The organism is Streptomyces sp. NPDC088766 (genome assembly GCF_044750845.1).
GTDB lineage: Bacteria > Actinomycetota > Actinomycetes > Streptomycetales > Streptomycetaceae > Streptomyces.
The window spans coordinates 44957-61817 of record NZ_JBIVKQ010000024.1; the positions used below are offsets into that span (position 1 = coordinate 44957).

The 16861-nt window shown below is 72.7% G+C and carries 12 protein-coding genes and 1 other RNA gene; 9 read left to right on the forward strand and 4 right to left on the reverse strand.

Going from position 1 to position 16861, the window contains the following annotated elements:
• Positions 1-26 precede the first annotated feature (26 nt).
• The 3 genes from ACIP5W_RS27900 to ACIP5W_RS27910 all read right to left on the reverse strand — a co-directional run bounded on the left by ACIP5W_RS27900 (position 27) and on the right by ACIP5W_RS27910 (position 6285).
• Complete coding sequence (locus ACIP5W_RS27900; protein WP_401479157.1) at positions 27-1310, reverse strand: carbohydrate ABC transporter permease; 1284 nt, start codon at positions 1308-1310, stop codon at positions 27-29.
• Between the two features lie 70 nt (positions 1311-1380).
• Entirely contained in the window at positions 1381-2760 is a 1380-nt protein-coding gene (locus ACIP5W_RS27905) for an ABC transporter substrate-binding protein (RefSeq protein ID WP_401479160.1), read from the reverse strand.
• Positions 2761-2943: 183 nt separating this feature from the next.
• Positions 2944-6285, reverse strand: coding sequence for an FHA domain-containing protein (locus ACIP5W_RS27910; protein WP_401479388.1), 3342 nt, complete (start codon positions 6283-6285; stop codon positions 2944-2946).
• Between the two features lie 387 nt (positions 6286-6672).
• Here ACIP5W_RS27910 and ACIP5W_RS27915 point away from each other — a divergent pair, with 387 nt between their 5' ends.
• The 4 genes from ACIP5W_RS27915 to ACIP5W_RS27930 all read left to right on the forward strand — a co-directional run bounded on the left by ACIP5W_RS27915 (position 6673) and on the right by ACIP5W_RS27930 (position 12270).
• The gene (locus ACIP5W_RS27915; protein WP_401479163.1) at positions 6673-8340 is read left to right on the forward strand and encodes a serine/threonine-protein kinase; all 1668 of its coding nucleotides are present in this window, start codon (positions 6673-6675) and stop codon (positions 8338-8340) included.
• A gap of 202 nt (positions 8341-8542) precedes the next feature.
• Positions 8543-9805: a serine/threonine-protein kinase gene (locus tag ACIP5W_RS27920; protein WP_401479166.1), complete on the forward strand. Its 1263-nt coding sequence runs from the start codon at positions 8543-8545 to the stop codon at positions 9803-9805.
• A 184-nt stretch (positions 9806-9989) separates the two neighbouring features.
• Complete coding sequence (gene prfB, locus ACIP5W_RS27925; RefSeq protein ID WP_401479169.1) at positions 9990-11096, forward strand: peptide chain release factor 2; 1107 nt, start codon at positions 9990-9992, stop codon at positions 11094-11096.
• A 304-nt stretch (positions 11097-11400) separates the two neighbouring features.
• Entirely contained in the window at positions 11401-12270 is an 870-nt protein-coding gene (locus ACIP5W_RS27930) for a hypothetical protein (protein ID WP_401479172.1), read from the forward strand.
• A gap of 82 nt (positions 12271-12352) precedes the next feature.
• Here the strand turns inward: ACIP5W_RS27930 and ACIP5W_RS27935 are convergent, their stop codons facing one another.
• Positions 12353-12544, reverse strand: a complete 192-nt coding sequence (locus ACIP5W_RS27935) for a hypothetical protein (RefSeq protein ID WP_366062304.1) — start codon at positions 12542-12544, stop codon at positions 12353-12355.
• A gap of 237 nt (positions 12545-12781) precedes the next feature.
• On the opposite strand from ACIP5W_RS27935, the gene ftsE reads away from it, so the two are divergent.
• From ftsE to ssrA, 5 genes are all read left to right on the forward strand, one after another.
• Positions 12782-13471, forward strand: coding sequence for a cell division ATP-binding protein FtsE (ftsE, locus tag ACIP5W_RS27940; protein ID WP_067235911.1), 690 nt, complete (start codon positions 12782-12784; stop codon positions 13469-13471).
• A gap of 36 nt (positions 13472-13507) precedes the next feature.
• Positions 13508-14425, forward strand: a complete 918-nt coding sequence (ftsX, locus tag ACIP5W_RS27945; RefSeq protein ID WP_401479176.1) for a permease-like cell division protein FtsX — start codon at positions 13508-13510, stop codon at positions 14423-14425.
• A gap of 68 nt (positions 14426-14493) precedes the next feature.
• Positions 14494-15663, forward strand: coding sequence for a S41 family peptidase (locus tag ACIP5W_RS27950; RefSeq protein WP_401479179.1), 1170 nt, complete (start codon positions 14494-14496; stop codon positions 15661-15663).
• An 80-nt stretch (positions 15664-15743) separates the two neighbouring features.
• Entirely contained in the window at positions 15744-16277 is a 534-nt protein-coding gene (smpB, locus tag ACIP5W_RS27955; RefSeq protein WP_401479182.1) for an SsrA-binding protein SmpB, read from the forward strand.
• A 157-nt stretch (positions 16278-16434) separates the two neighbouring features.
• Positions 16435-16823: a transfer-messenger RNA gene (ssrA, locus tag ACIP5W_RS27960) on the forward strand.
• Positions 16824-16861: the final 38 nt, after the last annotated feature.

The window sequence follows — 16861 nt, forward strand, 5'->3', positions numbered from 1 at the left end:
CCCCCGGCACCACGACGGATGCACGCTCATCGCCGCACCTCCCGCCGCAGCCGGCGCACGTTGAACCACATCACCGGGATCACCAGCAGCAGCAGGAACACCGCGATGGCGCTGGCGATGCCGGGCTGGTCCTCGGAGAAGCCCTTGCGGTACAGCTCCAGGGCGAGCACGTTCGCGTCGTCCTGGGAGGAGCCGGGGGCGATGATGAAGACCAGGTCGAACACCTTCAGGACGTTGATCATCAGGGTCACGGTGACCACCGCGAGGACCGGCGCGAGCAGTGGCACGGTGACCCTGCGGAACACCTGCCACTCGTTCGCCCCGTCCACCCGCGCCGCCTCCATCAGTTCCCGCGGCACGCTCGCCAGCCCGGCCGCGATCAGCACCATCGCGAAGCCCGCCCACATCCAGATGTACGACCCGATGATGGCCGGGGTGACCAGGGACGGGCCGAGCCAGTCCAGGCCGTTGTAGGCCTCCGCGAAGTTGCTCGCGGGCAGGCGCAGCCGCGCCCCGTCGGCCGCCGCGGGCAGGGTGAAGGTGCCGTCGTCGGCGGCGGTGGCCGACGCCACGACCTTGCCGTCCTTGACGGCTTCGATCCGCATCCCGGCGTAGCCCAGTTCGGACGGGTCGGGGGCGCCGAGCGTGCCGACGCCCTTGCCGCGGGTGAAGTCCTGCCAGGTCGTGCCGGTGACCTTGCCCGGTTCGGGCTCGGCCGGCACGGCCTTCTCCGCGCTGTCGGGCATCTGGTCCGGGGCCACGCCGACCAGCGGCAGGAAGACCGGATCGCCCGCCCGGACCGGCTCCGCGGTGAGGAACGCGCCGCCCTTCGCGGGCTCCAGCGGCGACCGGCGGCCCGGGTGGGCCTTGGGGAACGCCGACGACTGCGCGAACGTGTCGTGCACGCCGACCCACACCGCGTTCGCCACGCCCTTGTCCGGGTCCTGGTCGTACACCAGCCGGAAGATGATGCCGGCGGCGAGCATCGAGATCGCCATCGGCATGAAGACGACGAGCTTGAACGCCGTTCCCCAGCGGACGCGTTCGGTGAGCACCGCGAAGATCAGACCGAGGGCGGTCGCCACGGTCGGCGCGAACACCACCCACAGGACGTTGTTCTTCAGCGCCGTGCGGATGCCGTCGTCGGTGAACAGGGCCCGGTAGTTGTCGATGCCGGCGAACCCGTCGCCGGACTGGTCGGAGAAACTGCGCACGACCGAGTACCCGATCGGGTAGACCACGAGCGCGCCCAGCAGCACCAGGGCGGGCAGCAGGAACAGGGCTGCCACCGTCCCGCGGGTGCCGGTCACGCTTCTGCGCGAGCGAGGAGGGGCGGGGGCTCCGGGAGCCCCCGCCGCACCGGCCGATGCCATGACCGGCTCAGTTCCCGTACGCCGCTGCCGCGTCCGACTCCAGTTTCGCCTGGATGCCGGCCACGTCCGTCGGGTTCTTCAGGAAGTCCTGGAGGTCCTTCCACTCGCCCTTGCCGGGCGTACCGCCGAACGCCTGCGGGGCCTGGTCGGACATGTCGAACCGGAAGTCGTCGCCCGCCGCGACCAGCGCCTCGGCGATCCTGCGCTGCACGTCGTTCGGGTACGCCGCCGGGTCGACGTTCTTGTTCGGCGAGAGGTAGCCGCCCAGCTTCGCCTGGATCTCCGCCGCGTCCGGCGAGGCCAGGAAGGTGGCCAGGGCCTGCGCGCCCTCGGAGTCCTTCAGGACGACCGCCGCGTCACCGCCGGAGACCACCGGCGCGGTGTCGCCGACCTTCGGGAACGGGAACACCTTCGCGTCCGTGCCGATCTTCGCGTCCGTCTGCGCGATGTTGACCTGCACGAAGTCGCCCTCGTAGACCATCGCGGCCTTGGGCTGGTCACCGCCGGTGAAGGTCTGGGTGACGGAGTTCGGGAACTGCGTCTGCAGGGCACCGTCGGCGCCGCCCGCCACGTAGTCCTTCTTGCCCCAGATCTGCGCGAGCGTGGTCAGCGCCTCCTTCACGGAGGGGTCCGTCCACTTGATCTCGTGCTTGGCCAGCTGGTCGTACTTCTCCGGGCCCGCCTGGGAGAGGTACACGTTCTCGAACCAGTCGGTCAGCGGCCAGCCGTCCGCGCCGGGGATCGAGAACGGGGTGACGCCGGAGTCGTAGACGGTCCGAGCGGTCGTCAGGAGCTCGTCCCAGGTCTTGGGTTCGCTCGCGCCCGCGTTCTCGAAGACCTTGGCGTTGTACCAGATCAGGGACTTGTTGGCGGCCTTGTAGTAGACGCCGTACTGCTCCGTGCCGACCTTGCCGATGTCCTGCCAGCCCTGCGAGTAGTTCTTCCGTAACTCCGCGAGGGCCTCGGCGCCCAGCGGCTTGGCCCACTTCTTCTCCACGGCCTGTTTGATGGCGCCCGGCTGCGGCAGCATCGCCACGTCCGGGGGCTGACCGCCCGCGATCTTCGACCCGAGGAAGTTGATGATCGGGTCCTGGGCCGGTACGAAGGTGACCTTCGCGCCGGTGCGTTTCTCGAACTCGGCCAGCACCTTCTTGAAGTTGGCCTGCTCCGGGCCCGTCCAGACGGCCGCGACCTCCAGTGTCGTGCCGTCCAGCTTCGGGAGGGCGAGGGCGTCGCCGGACGCCTTGGTGCCGGTGCTCTCGCCGCCCTCGCTCTTGTCGTCGTCGCTGCCGCACGCGGTGAGCGAGAGCGCGAGTGCTCCCGCGAGGATGCCGGCGGCCGCCCTCACGGTCCTGCGTGTGCGGATGGTGTTGCTCGTGCTGCGCATCACTGCCCCGTTCTTCGTTCCTCGTCGAACGTTGAGCGCTGTCCCGTGGCACTGGTCTACGCCGGGCGCCGTGGGTCGGCAAGTACGCATGCCGTGTCCAGCGGGCGATCGTGACCGCCTCGTGACGATCTCCTCAAACGCCTGATCGAACAGGGGAGTTGGGCCGTACTCCGAAGGAAACGCTCAGAGCAGCGAGGGCACCTCCGCCGCCGAGACCTCGCGGGCCGCCCGTTCCAGGGCGCTGGCCAGGAGGGCGAGGTCGGTGGGGCCGTTGCCCAGTTCGCGGACGGGTCTGCGGGCCGGCGGATCGCCCATGCGCTGCCACTCCAGGGGGACGACCGTGGGGCGCAGGGTCGCGGTACGGGGGATGCGGCCGGTGACCCGGCCGCCCTGGAAGGGGGTCAGCCGGCCGTCCGCGCCCCTGAGCCGGCCGCGGCCGGGGGCCGGTTCGTCGGGGCCCGAGCCCGGTGCGTCGAGGACGATCCGCACGGTGGCCTGCCGGGCGGGCTCGGACTCCGCCGTACGGCCGCCCGGACCGGTGGCGGCCACCAGGTGCACGCCGAGCCGCTCGCCCTCGCGGGCCACCGCCTCCAGCGCGCGCATCACCGACCCGGCGGCGGGACGGCCCGGCGAGCCGAGCGCGGGCGAGACCAGGGCGTCCAGGTCGTCCACCACGACGACCAGGCGGGGCAGCGGCGGGGCCGCCTCCGTCCGTCGGCGGGCCGCCGCGCCGGGGCGCAGCCGCAGGGTCGAGCTGGGCGGGGTGTCGAGGTCCGCGGCTCCCGTCCCCCCGCCGGCCGGCTGGCGCTGCGGGACGATACGGCCGGACACCGCGCGGTGCGTGTGCCACTCGGCGAAGTCGGACCGCCCGAGCAACTCCGCCCGCCGCTTCAGCTCGGCGGCCAGCGACTGCGCGAACTCCCGCATGCGGACCGGGTCGTTGGCGGTGAGATGCGTGGTGACATGTGGTACGTCCGTGCAGACCCGCAGACCCTCGCCGTGGCCGGCGTCCGCCTTGCCGACGGTGTCCCGGCCGTCCAGCAGGACGATGCCGAGCCGGTCGGGGCGCTCGGCGGCGGCCAGCGAGGCGACGACCGCCCGCAGCAGCTCCGTACGGCCGCTGCCGGGCGGGCCTTCTATCAGCAGGTGCGGGCCCTCGGCGGACAGGTCCACGCAGACCGGGCCGCGCGGGCCCGCGCCCAGCACGGCCGAGGTCCGGCCGCCGAGCGCCTCGGTGTCGTCGGCCGCGTCGGCCCAGCGGGCCATCAGGGAGGCCGGGGTCGCGCGCGCCAGGCCCAGCTCGTCGAGGAGGCGGGCCGAGGAGGGCAGCGGGGCGGACACGCGCGCGGGGCGGTCACCGCCGTCGGCGGCGGTCTCCGGGCGCAGGGGCGCCAGGGCCCGCGCGAACCGCTCCGCCCAGGCGGCGGAGACGGCGTCGACGGCACCGACCGTGCCGTGGCCCACCGGGCCCGGCCGCTCGGACTCCGACCCGGCGGGGGCGACCCGCAGCAGCCGCAGCGCGGTCGCCACATCGCCGCTGAGCAGCGCCACCGCCCCGCACGCGCGGAAGGCGGGCGCCGCCGCGCAGGCCGCCTCGTACACGTCGGTGACCGGCGCGGCGGGGGAGGCGGCGGCCGTCTCGGCCAGGCAGAGGACGTGTATCCCGGCCCGGGGGCCGGCCGTCGCCAGCCGGGCCGTCGCCTCGCGCAGCGCGGCACTGCCGGGGTCGCCGTCCACGACGAGGACCGTGTACGGGCCGGGGAAGCCGTCCCCGGCGTGGTCCCCCGCCGCCCACGAGGGGCGGCGGGGCGTGCCGCGCGGGGCGGGGACGGGCGCGGGGACGGGCGCCGCGACGCCGTCCGTCAGACGGTCGTCCAGGCGGCGCAGCAGTTCGTCGGCGCGGGCGGTGGCCTGGTCCAGGTCGTGGGCGAGGAGGAGACGGCAGTCCTGGCCGTGTCCCGGGCGCAGGTGCGGCAGCCAGCCCAGCCAGGACCATTCGGCGACCCGCTCCTCCTCGGAACGCGCGCGGTCCGTGCTGATCAGGACGATCTCCAGCAGGTCCGGGGAGTGCAGCGCGGCGAGCTGCGCCAGCACCGCGCGGGCCAGCCCGGCCAGCCTCGGGCGCGGCCCGGCCAGGCCCAGGGCGCCGGCCTCGCGCAGGCCCGCCGTCACCGGTACGGCGGGCAGCAGCGACCCGTCGGGCGCCACCCGGTCGGCCGTGCCCAGCCGGACGGCGAGCGTCTCTGGGTGACCCGGCCCGCGCTCCCACAGGCGCGGGCCGGGGCCGAGCGCGGTCAGCAGCAGGGCGGCCGGGTCCGGCCAGGTGTCCGGGGCGGACGGCGGCCCGGCGGGCGGTTCCGGCTCCGCCACGGCCGGCCGGTCGTCGTGGGCCTGCGGATCGTCCGTCTCCTGCGGGCCGCCCCGGCCGCCGGCCAGCCGGCGGGCCCAGGCGGACAGGCCGCCGCGCCTGCGCAGCCCCTGCGGCACCTCGGTGCCGCGCAGGGGAGTGCCCTTGCGGGAGGTGCTGCCGCCGTCCTCGTCCGGGGAGGGCCGGTAGGGGCCGTCCGCGCCGGAGGGGTCGGTGAAGGAGCCGAGGCCGGAGCGGCCGCCGTGGGTGGCGTCGTGGTTCTCGACGGTCGGTGCGCCGCCCTGGCCCGGCACGAGGGACGTCGGCGTCCGCTCGCCGCGGGCGGGCGCGGAGCCGTGCCAGTCGACCGTGCCGTAGGCGTGGGCGGTGGACGCGGCGGGGGTGCCGGGGCCGGTGGGGGTGCCGTCGACGCTCCCGCGGGCAGGACGGGGGGCCGCGGCGCCGGGCATCCCGCGCGCGGGGGTGGCCTCGGGCTGCGGGCCCGCGCACGGCACCCGGACGTGGCCCTCCCCGTCGGGTGTCGTGGCCACCCGGGCGCCCGGACCGCCGGGCGGCGCCAGCCGCAGCCCCGACTCGCCGACGCGCAGCAGGGCGCCCGGGGCGAACCGGAGCGGACGGCTCTGCACACGCGTGCCGTCCACCGTGGTGCCGTTGGTGGAGCCGAGGTCGGCGACGGTGACCCGGCCGTCGGCGGCGAGCGTCACCGCGCAGTGCAGGCGGGAGACGTCGGGGTCGTCGAGCGGCACGTCGGCCTCGGCGGAGCGGCCGACGCGGATCCGGCCGCCGTGCAGCAGGTGGACCCCGCCCGCGTCCGGGCCCGCCACCACGTGCAGCCGGGCCGGGGCGTCGTCGACCTCCGGATGCGGTTCGGGATCGGCCGGGGCGCCGAGGCACAGCACGGCGCCGTCGATCAGGGGTGGTTCGCCGAGGGTGCAGCGCTGGGCGTCGAGCCGCTGCGCGCCCGCGTAGAACACGGGCTGCGCTCCCCCGGACGCAGCAGTGCCCCCCTCCCCGGAGACCGCCGCGGCCAGGGCGGACGCCACCGCGGCCAGAGCCGTGCCGGCGGGCGCCGTGACCAGCACGTCGCAGTTCGCGGCGCGGCCCCGTGTCTCCCCGGGCGGGCCCTGCGGGTCTACGACGGTCAGCCGGATCTGCATCGCCGTCAGCGGTCCCTTCTGCCCGGGCGCGGACTTTCCCCCACCCCGCACGAGCACGTCGGCCAGTACTCCAGGCATCCTCGCACCTGTCACCGACAATGTGCCCGCCACCGAGGGACAAGTGATCTTGATTGGTCGGCTCTGCCCGCAAAAGTGCCTGGCCGATGACTCACGGATGACCGCTTGAGATCGGTCACGTCCGCCTCCGGCAACCAACGGACCGAGGCGAGCGTCTTTCCTTCGAACGTGTACGGGGAGGGGCGCGTGACCGTACGCAAGGGCGTGCGGAAGGACCGAAGGACCACAGGAGGACGACAGCCCTCTGCCGGGAGTGCGGCACTACAGTGGGTCGGAACACAGGCAAGCAAGCAGCAGGGAGCGCGTGACGTGCGGCCAGTCGGCAGCAAGTACCTGCTCGAGGAGCCGCTCGGACGCGGCGCCACGGGCACCGTCTGGCGAGCCCGCCAGCGCGAGACCGCGGGCGCCGAGGCGGCCGTGGCCGGCCAGCCCGGCGAGACCGTGGCCATCAAGGTCCTCAAGGAAGAACTCGCGAGCGACCCCGACATCGTGATGCGTTTCCTGCGGGAGCGCTCCGTGCTGCTCCGGCTGACCCACCCCAACATCGTCCGGGTCCGCGACCTGGTCGTCGAGGGCGATCTGCTGGCCCTGGTCATGGACCTCGTCGAAGGCCCCGACCTGCACCGCTACCTGCGCGAGAACGGCCCCTTCACGCCCGTCGCCGCCGCTCTGCTCACCGCGCAGATCGCCGACGCCCTCGCCGCGAGCCACGCCGACGGAGTGGTCCACCGCGACCTGAAGCCGGCCAACGTCCTGCTCCTCCAGAACGGCGGGCAGATGCATCCGCTGCTCACCGACTTCGGCATCGCGCGCCTCGCCGACTCCCCGGGCCTCACCCGCACCAGCGAGTTCGTCGGCACGCCCGCGTACGTCGCGCCGGAGTCCGCCGAGGGCCGCCCGCAGACCTCCGCCGTCGACATCTACGGCGCCGGCATCCTGCTGTACGAGCTGGTCACCGGCCGCCCGCCGTTCTCCGGCAGCTCGGCCCTCGAGGTCCTCCACCAGCACCTGAGCGCCGAACCGCGCCGCCCCTCCACGGTGCCCGAACCGCTGTGGACGGTCATAGAGCGCTGCCTGCGCAAGAACCCCGACGAACGCCCCGGCGCCGAGAGCCTCGCGCGCGCACTGCGCGTCGTCGCCGAGGGCGTCGGCGTGCACGCCGACTCGATGCAGATCGCCGCCGCCGAGGGCGTGGGCCATCTCCTCGCGCCCGACCCGGCGCCCGCGGCCGTGCCCGGCGCGCCCGCCGGCGGGTACGACCCGAACGCCGCGACCAGCGTGCTGCCGCACACCGCCGGGACCGGCGCCCCGCCCGGCGCCGCGGACGCCACCGCCGTCCTGCCGCACACCGGCGGCCCGGCGGGCGCCGCCGACCCGACGGCCGTCATGCCGCCGGTACCGCCGCACCGGAGCGGCGGACCCGGCCCGCAGGGACAGCGGCCGGAGGAGCCGCACCCCTGGCAGAACCAGCTGCGCGCCGCCCGCGACCGCAACGAACAGACCCAGGTCCAGTACCTCGACCCGAACGAGGACCCGCTGCGCCGCCGCCCCCAGCGGCAGGTCGCCCGCCCGCAGCAGCAGCCCCAGCAGCAGCCCCAGCAGGGCTACGGCCGGCCCCAGCAGCAGCCGCAGCACCAGCAGCAGTACGCTCCGCAGCAGCCCCAGCCGCGGCGGCACACCCCGCAGCCCCAGCAGCCGCCGCAGCGGCCCGCGCCGGAGCCCCGCCCGCCGCGGGAGCCGCGCGCCCCGAGGCAGCGCAGCGCCAACCCGATGAAGATCCCCGGACTCGGCTGCCTGAAGGGCTGCCTGTTCACGGTGGTCATCCTCGTCGTGGCCGGCTGGCTGATCTGGGAACTGACCCCGCTCCAGGACTGGATCGGCACCGGCAAGGGCTACTGGGCGCAGCTCGGCGACTGGTTCGACAGCGTGAGCGACTGGATCGGCGACCTCGGCGCGAAGACCGGCGGCGGAGCCTGACGGACGGACCTGCCCGGGGGAGCCCGACGGCGGGTCCGGTGATTTGTCGACTCCTGGCGGGTGATTTCCGTCTCCGAGGTGAGGATCGCCCCGCGGGGCGCGTAGGTTGGTCGGCCGGAGGGCCGGGGGCCCGCGGCCCGGCCGCCGGCGTCAGTGCCCCCGGACGGCGCAGCGTCGGCAACACGCGTCTGTAGGAGCAGCCTTGGCACGGAAGATCGGCAGCCGGTACACCGCCCACCAGATCCTGGGGCGGGGCAGTGCCGGCACGGTGTGGCTGGGCGAGGGACCGGACGGTCCCGTCGCCGTCAAGCTGCTGCGCGAGGACCTCGCCTCCGACGAGGAGCTGGTGGGCCGCTTCGTCCAGGAGCGCACCGCCCTGCTCGGTCTGGAACACCCCCACGTCGTCTCCGTACGGGACCTGGTGGTCGACGGCAACGACCTGGCGCTCGTCATGGACCTGGTGCGCGGCACGGATCTGCGGACCCGCCTCGACCGGGACCGCCGGCTCGCGCCCGAGGCCGCGGTGGCGATCGTCGCGGACGTCGCCGAAGGGCTCGCCGCCGCGCACGCCGCCGGGATCGTCCACCGGGACGTCAAACCGGAGAACATCCTCCTCGACATGCAGGGACCGCTCGGCCCCGGCGGCTCGCATCGGGCCCTGCTCACCGACTTCGGCGTCGCGAAGCTGATCGACACCCCCAGACGGACCCGCGCCACGAAGATCATCGGCACGCCGGACTACCTCGCCCCCGAGATCGTCGAGGGCCTCCCGCCGCGGGCCTCGGTGGACATCTACGCGCTGGCCACCGTGCTCTACGAGCTGCTCGCGGGCTTCACGCCGTTCGGCGGCGGGCATCCGGGCGCGGTGCTGCGCCGGCACGTCACCGAGTCCGTCGCCCCGCTGCCCGGCATCCCCGACGAGCTGTGGCAGCTGGTCGTGCAGTGCCTGGCCAAGGCACCGGCCTCCCGGCTGCGGGCCTCCGAGCTGGCCGCCCGGCTGCGCGAGCAGCTGCCGTCGCTGGCGGGGATGCCGCCGCTGGACGTGGACGAGCCGGACACCGAGGCGGCGGAGGGCGAGCCGGGGGCGAGCCGGGCCGACACCCCGCAGGCCCCGGTCGCCTCCGGCGCCGACGGGCGGGCCCGGCGGGGGTCGGTGTCCCTGGTGCCCGGCGCCAAGCCGGACTCCAACCGGGACACGCACACCTCGATGCGGGTGCCGGCGCCGGACGAGCTGGCGGGCGGCGCGCACGGGACGGCACGCGTACCCCGTGCGGCGGGGACGCCGCGGCCGGGGTCGGCGCGCAATCGCGCGGCCACCCGGCGGCGGCGGATCGTGGTGGGAGTGGCCTCGGCGGTGCTGGTCGCCGCGGCGGGCGTCGGGACGTGGGCGGCCACGGCGGGCGACGGCGACACGGGCGGGCCCGGGCCGGGGGAGCCGGGCAACTCGGCGCCGGCGTCGCCCTGAGCGGCCAGTTTCGCCCTCCGCCGCCCCTTCCCTCCCCGAACCCGGGGGCGGCGCCCCCGGACCCCTGCCGGCCCGGACGGCCGCGTCCTCGGACGCCGTACGGGCCGGCTGCGCCGACCGGTGCTCACCAGGGTGCCCACGGCCGTCGGCGCTCGCCGCTTGGCGGAGCCGTTACGCTGGAGGGGTGGCAGTCGTCGATGTATCCGAAGAGCTCAAGTCCCTCTCCTCGACCATGGAGTCGATCGAGGCCGTTCTGGACCTCGACAAGCTGAGGGCAGACATCGCCGTGCTCGAGGAGCAGGCGGCCGCGCCGTCCCTGTGGGACAACCCGGACGAGGCGCAGAAGATCACCAGCAAGCTGTCCCACCTCCAGGCCGAGGTCAGGAAGGCCGACGCGCTGCGCGGCCGGATCGACGATCTCTCCGTGCTGTTCGAGATGGCCGAGGAGGAGGACGACCCGGACACCCGCGCCGAGGCCGAGTCCGAGCTGGCCGCCGTCAAGAAGGCGCTGGACGAGATGGAGGTCCGGACGCTGCTCAGCGGGGAGTACGACTCCCGTGAGGCGCTGGTCAACATCCGCGCCGAGGCCGGTGGCGTCGACGCCGCCGACTTCGCCGAGAAGCTCCAGCGGATGTACCTGCGGTGGGCGGAGCAGAAGGGCTACAAGACCGAGGTCTACGAGACGTCGTACGCCGAAGAGGCCGGCATCAAGTCGACCACCTTCGCCGTGCAGATCCCGTACGCCTACGGCACCCTCTCCGTCGAGCAGGGCACGCACCGGCTGGTGCGCATCTCGCCCTTCGACAACCAGGGGCGCCGCCAGACCTCCTTCGCGGGCGTCGAGGTCCTCCCGGTGGTCGAGCAGACCGACCACATCGAGATCGACGAGTCCGAGCTGCGGGTGGACGTCTACCGCTCCTCCGGCCCCGGCGGCCAGGGCGTGAACACCACCGACTCCGCGGTGCGCCTCACCCACCTCCCCACCGGCATCGTCGTCTCCTGCCAGAACGAGCGGTCGCAGATCCAGAACAAGGCGACCGCGATGAACGTCCTCCAGGCCAAGCTGCTCGAGCGGCGCCGCCAGGAGGAGCAGGAGAAGATGAACGCCCTCAAGGGCGACGGCGGCAACTCCTGGGGCAACCAGATGCGTTCGTACGTCCTGCACCCGTACCAGATGGTCAAGGACCTGCGCACCGACTTCGAGGTCGGCAACCCCGAGGCCGTTTTCAACGGTGAGATCGACGGGTTCCTGGAGGCCGGCATTCGCTGGCGCAAGCAGCAGGAGAAGTAACTTTGTCGACAAGGCAACTGCCCCCCAGGATGGGGGTGGTTGCCTTTTCGCTTGCCTGCGTTTCCCGGCCCGTCTGGGTTTTACGTCACACTCACACCTTCAACGTCCGGCAAAGCGTGTCGAGTTGGACATTGCGTGCGCAACGGCCTTGACGCTGCTGTGAAAAATCGGAAGGGTGAACGGTGGCATGCGTATCTCTGGGGCGCATGTGAACCGGGGGGCTTCGCCAGTTCCGGCTACCCCCGTCGATCACCGCCCCGACGCGGCCTCATCGACGATTTCGGCTACTGGGGGTAGCAACCTTATGACCAAGAAGACGCGCGTCCGCATCGCGCGCATCGCCGCGGGCGCAGTGATCGCCGCGGGCGCCTCGCTGACGGTGGCCGGTGTCGCTTCGGCCGCCGGCGACGAGGGCGGCCTCAGCGGCCTGGTCTCGACGGACGACAACACCGAGGTCACCACGCAGGACGGCGAGGAGCCCTGCCCGATCGGGGTCTGCCCCGGTACGACGGGTGAGACCACCACGACCGGTGAGACCACCACGACGGGTGAGACCACGGGCGAGACGTCCACGACCGGTGAGACCACCACGACGGGTGAGACCACGGGCGAGACGTCCACGACCGGTGAGACCACCACCACGGGTGAGACGTCCACGACGGGCGAGACCTCCACCACGGGTGAGACGTCCACCACCGGCGAGACCTCGAACTCCGGCGGCAACTCCAGCAACGGGACCTCCGACAACGGCGGCTCCAACGGCAACTCCGGCGGCAACGGCGGCTCGAACGGCAACTCCGGCGGTTCGAGCAGCACCGGTGGCTCCGGCAGCACCGGCGGCAGCTCCACCACCGGCGGTTCCGGCAGCACCGGCGGCTCCGCCGACGGCGGTTCCACCACGGGTGGCGGCTCCACGTCCGGCGGCTCGGCCACCGGCGGTACCGGCACCACCCCCGACGGCACCGCCGCTCAGGAGGTCGGCAGCTCCGCGCTGACCGACACCTCGGACGCCACCTCCGACGCCGCCGCCCAGGGTGGTGGCAAGGAGCTGGCCGAGACCGGCGCCGGGCAGACCACCTTCCTGATCATCGGTGCCGCCACGATGATCGTCGGCGGTGTCGGCTTCCGTGTGCTCCCGCGCCTCGTGGAGGGCCGCGGCGCGGCCGCTGCCTGACGGTGGGTAGCCGCACCGGCACGTGACGTACGCGCGAAGGGCCCGGAGCCGACCGGCTCCGGGCCCTCCGGCGTCGTACGGGCTAAGCGGTCTGGTGGGCGAGCAGCGCGAACGCGGCCACCAGCACGGCCAGCAGCGCGATCAGTGCCATCGGGTTCAGTCCCGCGAAGAAGTTCTCCTGCTGCAGCCGCTCGCGGTTCGCGCGGCACACCGAGCACCGGCCCTCGCTCACGGGCGCGGCGCAGTTGGCGCACACCAGCCGGTCGTACGTCATGCGCTCGCCCTCCTTGCACCGGTTCCACGTGGACAACGCCCGCCGTGACGCGAACGTTCCCCTCCACTCTGCCAGGTTCCGCGGAATTCAGCGCGGGGTCCCGGCAGGAGCTGCCTCACAGCACGGTGGACGTACAAAAACGCACAAGCCGCACGCAACCGTGACCGCTGCCTGCGCGCGCGTCCCCGGTTCGCGTATGGTCACGCTCATCTACCCCCGGCGACCCGTGGTGCATCCGTGATCCGATTCGACAATGTCTCCAAGGTCTACCCCAAGCAGACCCGCCCCGCACTCAGGGATGTGTCCCTCGAAGTGGAGAAGGGCGAGTTCGTGTTCCTCGTGGGGTCCTCGGGCTCCGGAAAGTCCACCTTCCTGCGGCTGGTCCTCCGCGAGGAGCGGTGCAGCCACGGCCAGGTGCACGTCCTGGGCAAGGACCTCGCGCGCCTGTCCAACTGGAAGGTGCCGCAGATGCGCCGCCAGCTGGGCACGGTCTTCCAGGACTTCCGGCTGCTCCCCAACAAGACGGTCGCCGAGAACGTCGCCTTCGCGCAGGAGGTGATCGGCAAGTCCCGCGGCGAGATCCGCAAGTCCGTGCCGCAGGTGCTCGACCTCGTCGGGCTCGGCGGCAAGGAGGACCGGATGCCCGGTGAGCTGTCCGGCGGTGAGCAGCAGCGTGTGGCCATCGCCCGGGCCTTCGTGAACCGTCCCAAGCTGCTGATCGCCGACGAGCCCACCGGCAACCTCGACCCGCAGACCTCCGTCGGCATCATGAAGCTGCTCGACCGGATCAACCGGACGGGCACGACCGTGGTGATGGCGACGCACGACCAGAACATCGTGGACCAGATGCGCAAGCGCGTCATCGAGCTGGAGAAGGGCCGCCTCGTCCGCGACCAGGCCCGCGGCGTCTACGGCTACCAGCACTGACCGCGACCGTCCACGGAAAGGCTTGAACAACCCGCCATGCGCGCCCAGTTCGTACTGTCCGAGATCGGTGTCGGTCTCCGCCGCAACCTGACGATGACCTTCGCCGTCATCGTCTCCGTCGCCCTGTCGCTCGCCCTGTTCGGCGGGTCGCTCCTGATGAGCGACCAGGTCGGCGCCATGAAGGGCTACTGGTACGACAAGGTCAACGTCTCGATCTTCCTCTGCAACAAGAGCGACGCCGAGTCGGACCCCAACTGCGCCAAGGGCGCGGTGACCGACGACCAGAAGAAGCAGATCAAGTCGGACCTCGGCAAGATGTCGGTCGTCGACTCCGTGATCTACGAGTCGCAGGACGAGGCCTACAAGCACTACAAGGAGCAGTTCGGGGACTCCCCGCTGGCCAGCTCCCTCACGCCGGACCAGATGCAGGAGTCGTACCGCATCAAGTTGAAGAACCCGGAGAAGTACCAGGTCATCGCGACCGCCTTCAACGGGCGGGACGGCGTGCAGTCCGTGCAGGACCAGAAGGGCATCCTGGACAACCTCTTCGGTCTGCTGAACCTGATGAACCGGGCGGCGCTCGGAGTGATGGCGCTCATGCTGGTCGTCGCCCTGCTGCTGATCGTCAACACCGTGCGCGTCTCGGCGTTCAGCCGACGGCGGGAGACCGGGATCATGCGGCTCGTGGGAGCGTCGGGCTTCTACATCCAGGCGCCGTTCATCGCGGAGGCCGCCGTCGCGGGCCTCATCGGCGGCAGCCTGGCGTGCGTCTTCCTGGTCGTCGGCCGGTACTTCACCATCGACCACGGCATGGCCCTGTCCTCGAAGCTCAACCTCATCAATTTCGTCGGCTGGGACGCCGTGCTGACCAAGCTTCCGCTGATCCTCGCCACCAGCCTGCTGATGCCCGCGCTGGCGGCGTTCTTCGCGCTGCGCAAGTACCTGAAGGTGTGACGCATGCCAAGGGGGTCGTACGGCCGAGGGACCGTACGGCCCCTCGGCGTTCCCCTAGACTCACCGCCATGTCAGGCCGCGACCCGCTCTGTTCGCCCCGCCGCTTCGGCCGCGGGGCCGCCCTGACCGTGGTGTTCGCCGGCGTGCTCGTGGCGGGCGCGGCGACCGGCTCACTGCCCGGGAACGGCGGCCGGGCCGCCGCCGACACGGTCCGCGCCACCGGCCCCACCAGCCACCCCGAGGCCGTGACCAGGGCCGCCGAGGAGGCGATGGCCGACGGAAAATCGCCCCTGGAGGCCGCCGAGCGCGCCGTCAGCCGCAGCGGGGACCGCTGGGCGGCGGTGTACTCCGAGAGCGAGTACGAGGAGTTCGCGGAGTCCCTCGACGGCCAGTACACCGGTGTCGGCCTGGAGGCACGGCGCGAGCGGGACGGCCGGATCGAGGTCACGAAGGTGCAGGCCGGGTCGCCGGCGGCCGCCGCCGGGATCCGGGCGGGCGACCGGCTGCGCGCCGTCGACGGCGCGGCCGTCGACGGCCGTCCGGTCACCGAGGTCGTCTCCTTGCTGCGCGGTGACGCGACGGACGAGCCCGCCGGCACCACCGTCCGTCTCGGCCTGGAGCGCGGCACGCGCGTGTGGACCGAGACGCTGCGCCGGGCCCGCCTGTCCACCGACTCGGTCACCGTGCGCACCCTCGCCGGGGGCGTCACCGTCATCAGGATCACCGCGTTCACCAAGGGGGCCGGCGACGCCGTCCGCACCGCCGTCGACGCGGCCCCCGCCGGCGCCGGCGTCGTCCTGGACCTGCGCGGCAACTCCGGCGGGCTGGTCACCGAGGCCGTCTCCACCGCCTCGGCCTTCCTCGACGGCGGCCTCGTCGCCACCTACGACGTCGACGGCGAGCAGCGAGCCCTGCACGCCGACTCCGGCGGCGACACCACGCGCCCCCTGGTGGCGCTCGTCGACGGCGGCACCATGAGCGCGGCCGAGCTGCTCACCGGCGCCCTGCGGGACCGCGGCCGGGCGGTCGTGGTCGGCTCGCGCACCTTCGGCAAGGGCTCGGTCCAGATGCCGAGCCGGCTGCCCGACGGCTCGGTCGCCGAACTGACCGTCGGCCACTACCGCACCCCGGCCGGCCGGACCGTCGACGGCACCGGCGTCACCCCGGACCTGGAGGCGGACGACGGGGCGCTGGAGCGGGCGGAGACCGTGCTGAGCGGGCTGGGGGACGCTTCGTGAGCGTCCGTCCGCGCTCCCGGTAATCGGCTTTCCCCCACGGCCCCCTCAGGTGCGAAAATGGCCGCACTATGAACAAGGCAATGTACGTACCCAAGGAGTCCCAGCCGAAGCAGGGCAAGCCGGCCGCGGACAAGACCAAGGGCCAGCGCAAGATCGTCGCCCAGAACAAGAAGGCCCGGCACGACTACGCGATCATCGACGTCTACGAGGCCGGTCTGGTGCTCACCGGCACCGAGGTGAAGTCGCTGCGCCAGGGCCGGGCCTCGCTGACCGACGGCTTCGTGCAGATCGACGGGAACGAGGCGTGGCTGCACAACGCCCACATCCCGGAGTACAGCCAGGGCAGCTGGACCAACCACTCCGCGCGCCGCAAGCGCAAGCTGCTGCTGCACCGCGAGGAGATCGACAAGCTGGCGTCGAAGTCGGAGGAGACGGGGCACACGATCGTGCCGCTCGTCCTGTACTTCAAGGACGGCCGCGCGAAGGCCGAGATCGCGCTGGCGCGGGGCAAGAAGGAGTACGACAAGCGGCAGACCCTGCGGGAGAAGCAGGACCGGCGGGAGTCGGACCGCGCGATCGCGGCGGCCAGGCGGAAGCAGCGGGCCGCCCAGTAGCGGCCCGTTGCCGGTCCGCAGCAAACCGGTGCCGGACCCGGTGACCGGCCGGCCGGCGGGAATAGGCTGGCATCGCGGTGCGTTGGTCACGTACGATGGCGACAGTCCCTCACAGCGGGGACGCACCGCCCCCTCGGGGGCATTGAAAAATCAACATGGGGATGATCGGTTTCGACAGCGGCTGTTGAAGCAGGGGAAGCGTGTCGAGGAAGCGGCAATGATCTCGTTAACCATATGTCGCAAAAAATAATCGCCAATTCTAAGCGCGATTCCCAGTCCTTCGCCCTCGCTGCCTGATAAGCAGTGAGTGAAGGACCCTTAATGGGTGTCAGCCCGGGAGTGTTCCCGACCCGGATCCTGGCATAATCTAGGGGACTAAACCATCGAGCCCGGTCACGGGGTTCGATGGGAAATCAAACAGTGACTGGGCCCGTCGGCGACTTGTTCGCGTGATCGCCGGGGCCGAGAAAATCGCAGCGAACTGCACACGGAGAAGCCCTGATTTAGCACCGTTGGACGCGGGTTCGATTCCCGCCATCTCCACCACCCCATGTGAACAGAGAACCCCGCTTCCTCAGGGAAGC

What these genes read in the sequence shown, in the direction of transcription:
- ACIP5W_RS27905 (WP_401479160.1), bottom strand. Translation starts at nt 2,760, where the DNA reads ATGCGCAGCACGAGCAACACCATCCGCACACGCAGGACCGTGAGGGCG.
- ACIP5W_RS27910 (WP_401479388.1), bottom strand. Translation starts at nt 6,285, where the DNA reads ATGCAGATCCGGCTGACCGTCGTAGACCCGCAGGGCCCGCCCGGGGAG.
- ACIP5W_RS27930 (WP_401479172.1), top strand. Translation starts at nt 11,401, where the DNA reads ATGACCAAGAAGACGCGCGTCCGCATCGCGCGCATCGCCGCGGGCGCA.
- ACIP5W_RS27935 (WP_366062304.1), bottom strand. Translation starts at nt 12,544, where the DNA reads ATGACGTACGACCGGCTGGTGTGCGCCAACTGCGCCGCGCCCGTGAGC.
- ftsX (WP_401479176.1), top strand. Translation starts at nt 13,508, where the DNA reads ATGCGCGCCCAGTTCGTACTGTCCGAGATCGGTGTCGGTCTCCGCCGC.
- ACIP5W_RS27950 (WP_401479179.1), top strand. Translation starts at nt 14,494, where the DNA reads ATGTCAGGCCGCGACCCGCTCTGTTCGCCCCGCCGCTTCGGCCGCGGG.
- smpB (WP_401479182.1), top strand. Translation starts at nt 15,744, where the DNA reads ATGTACGTACCCAAGGAGTCCCAGCCGAAGCAGGGCAAGCCGGCCGCG.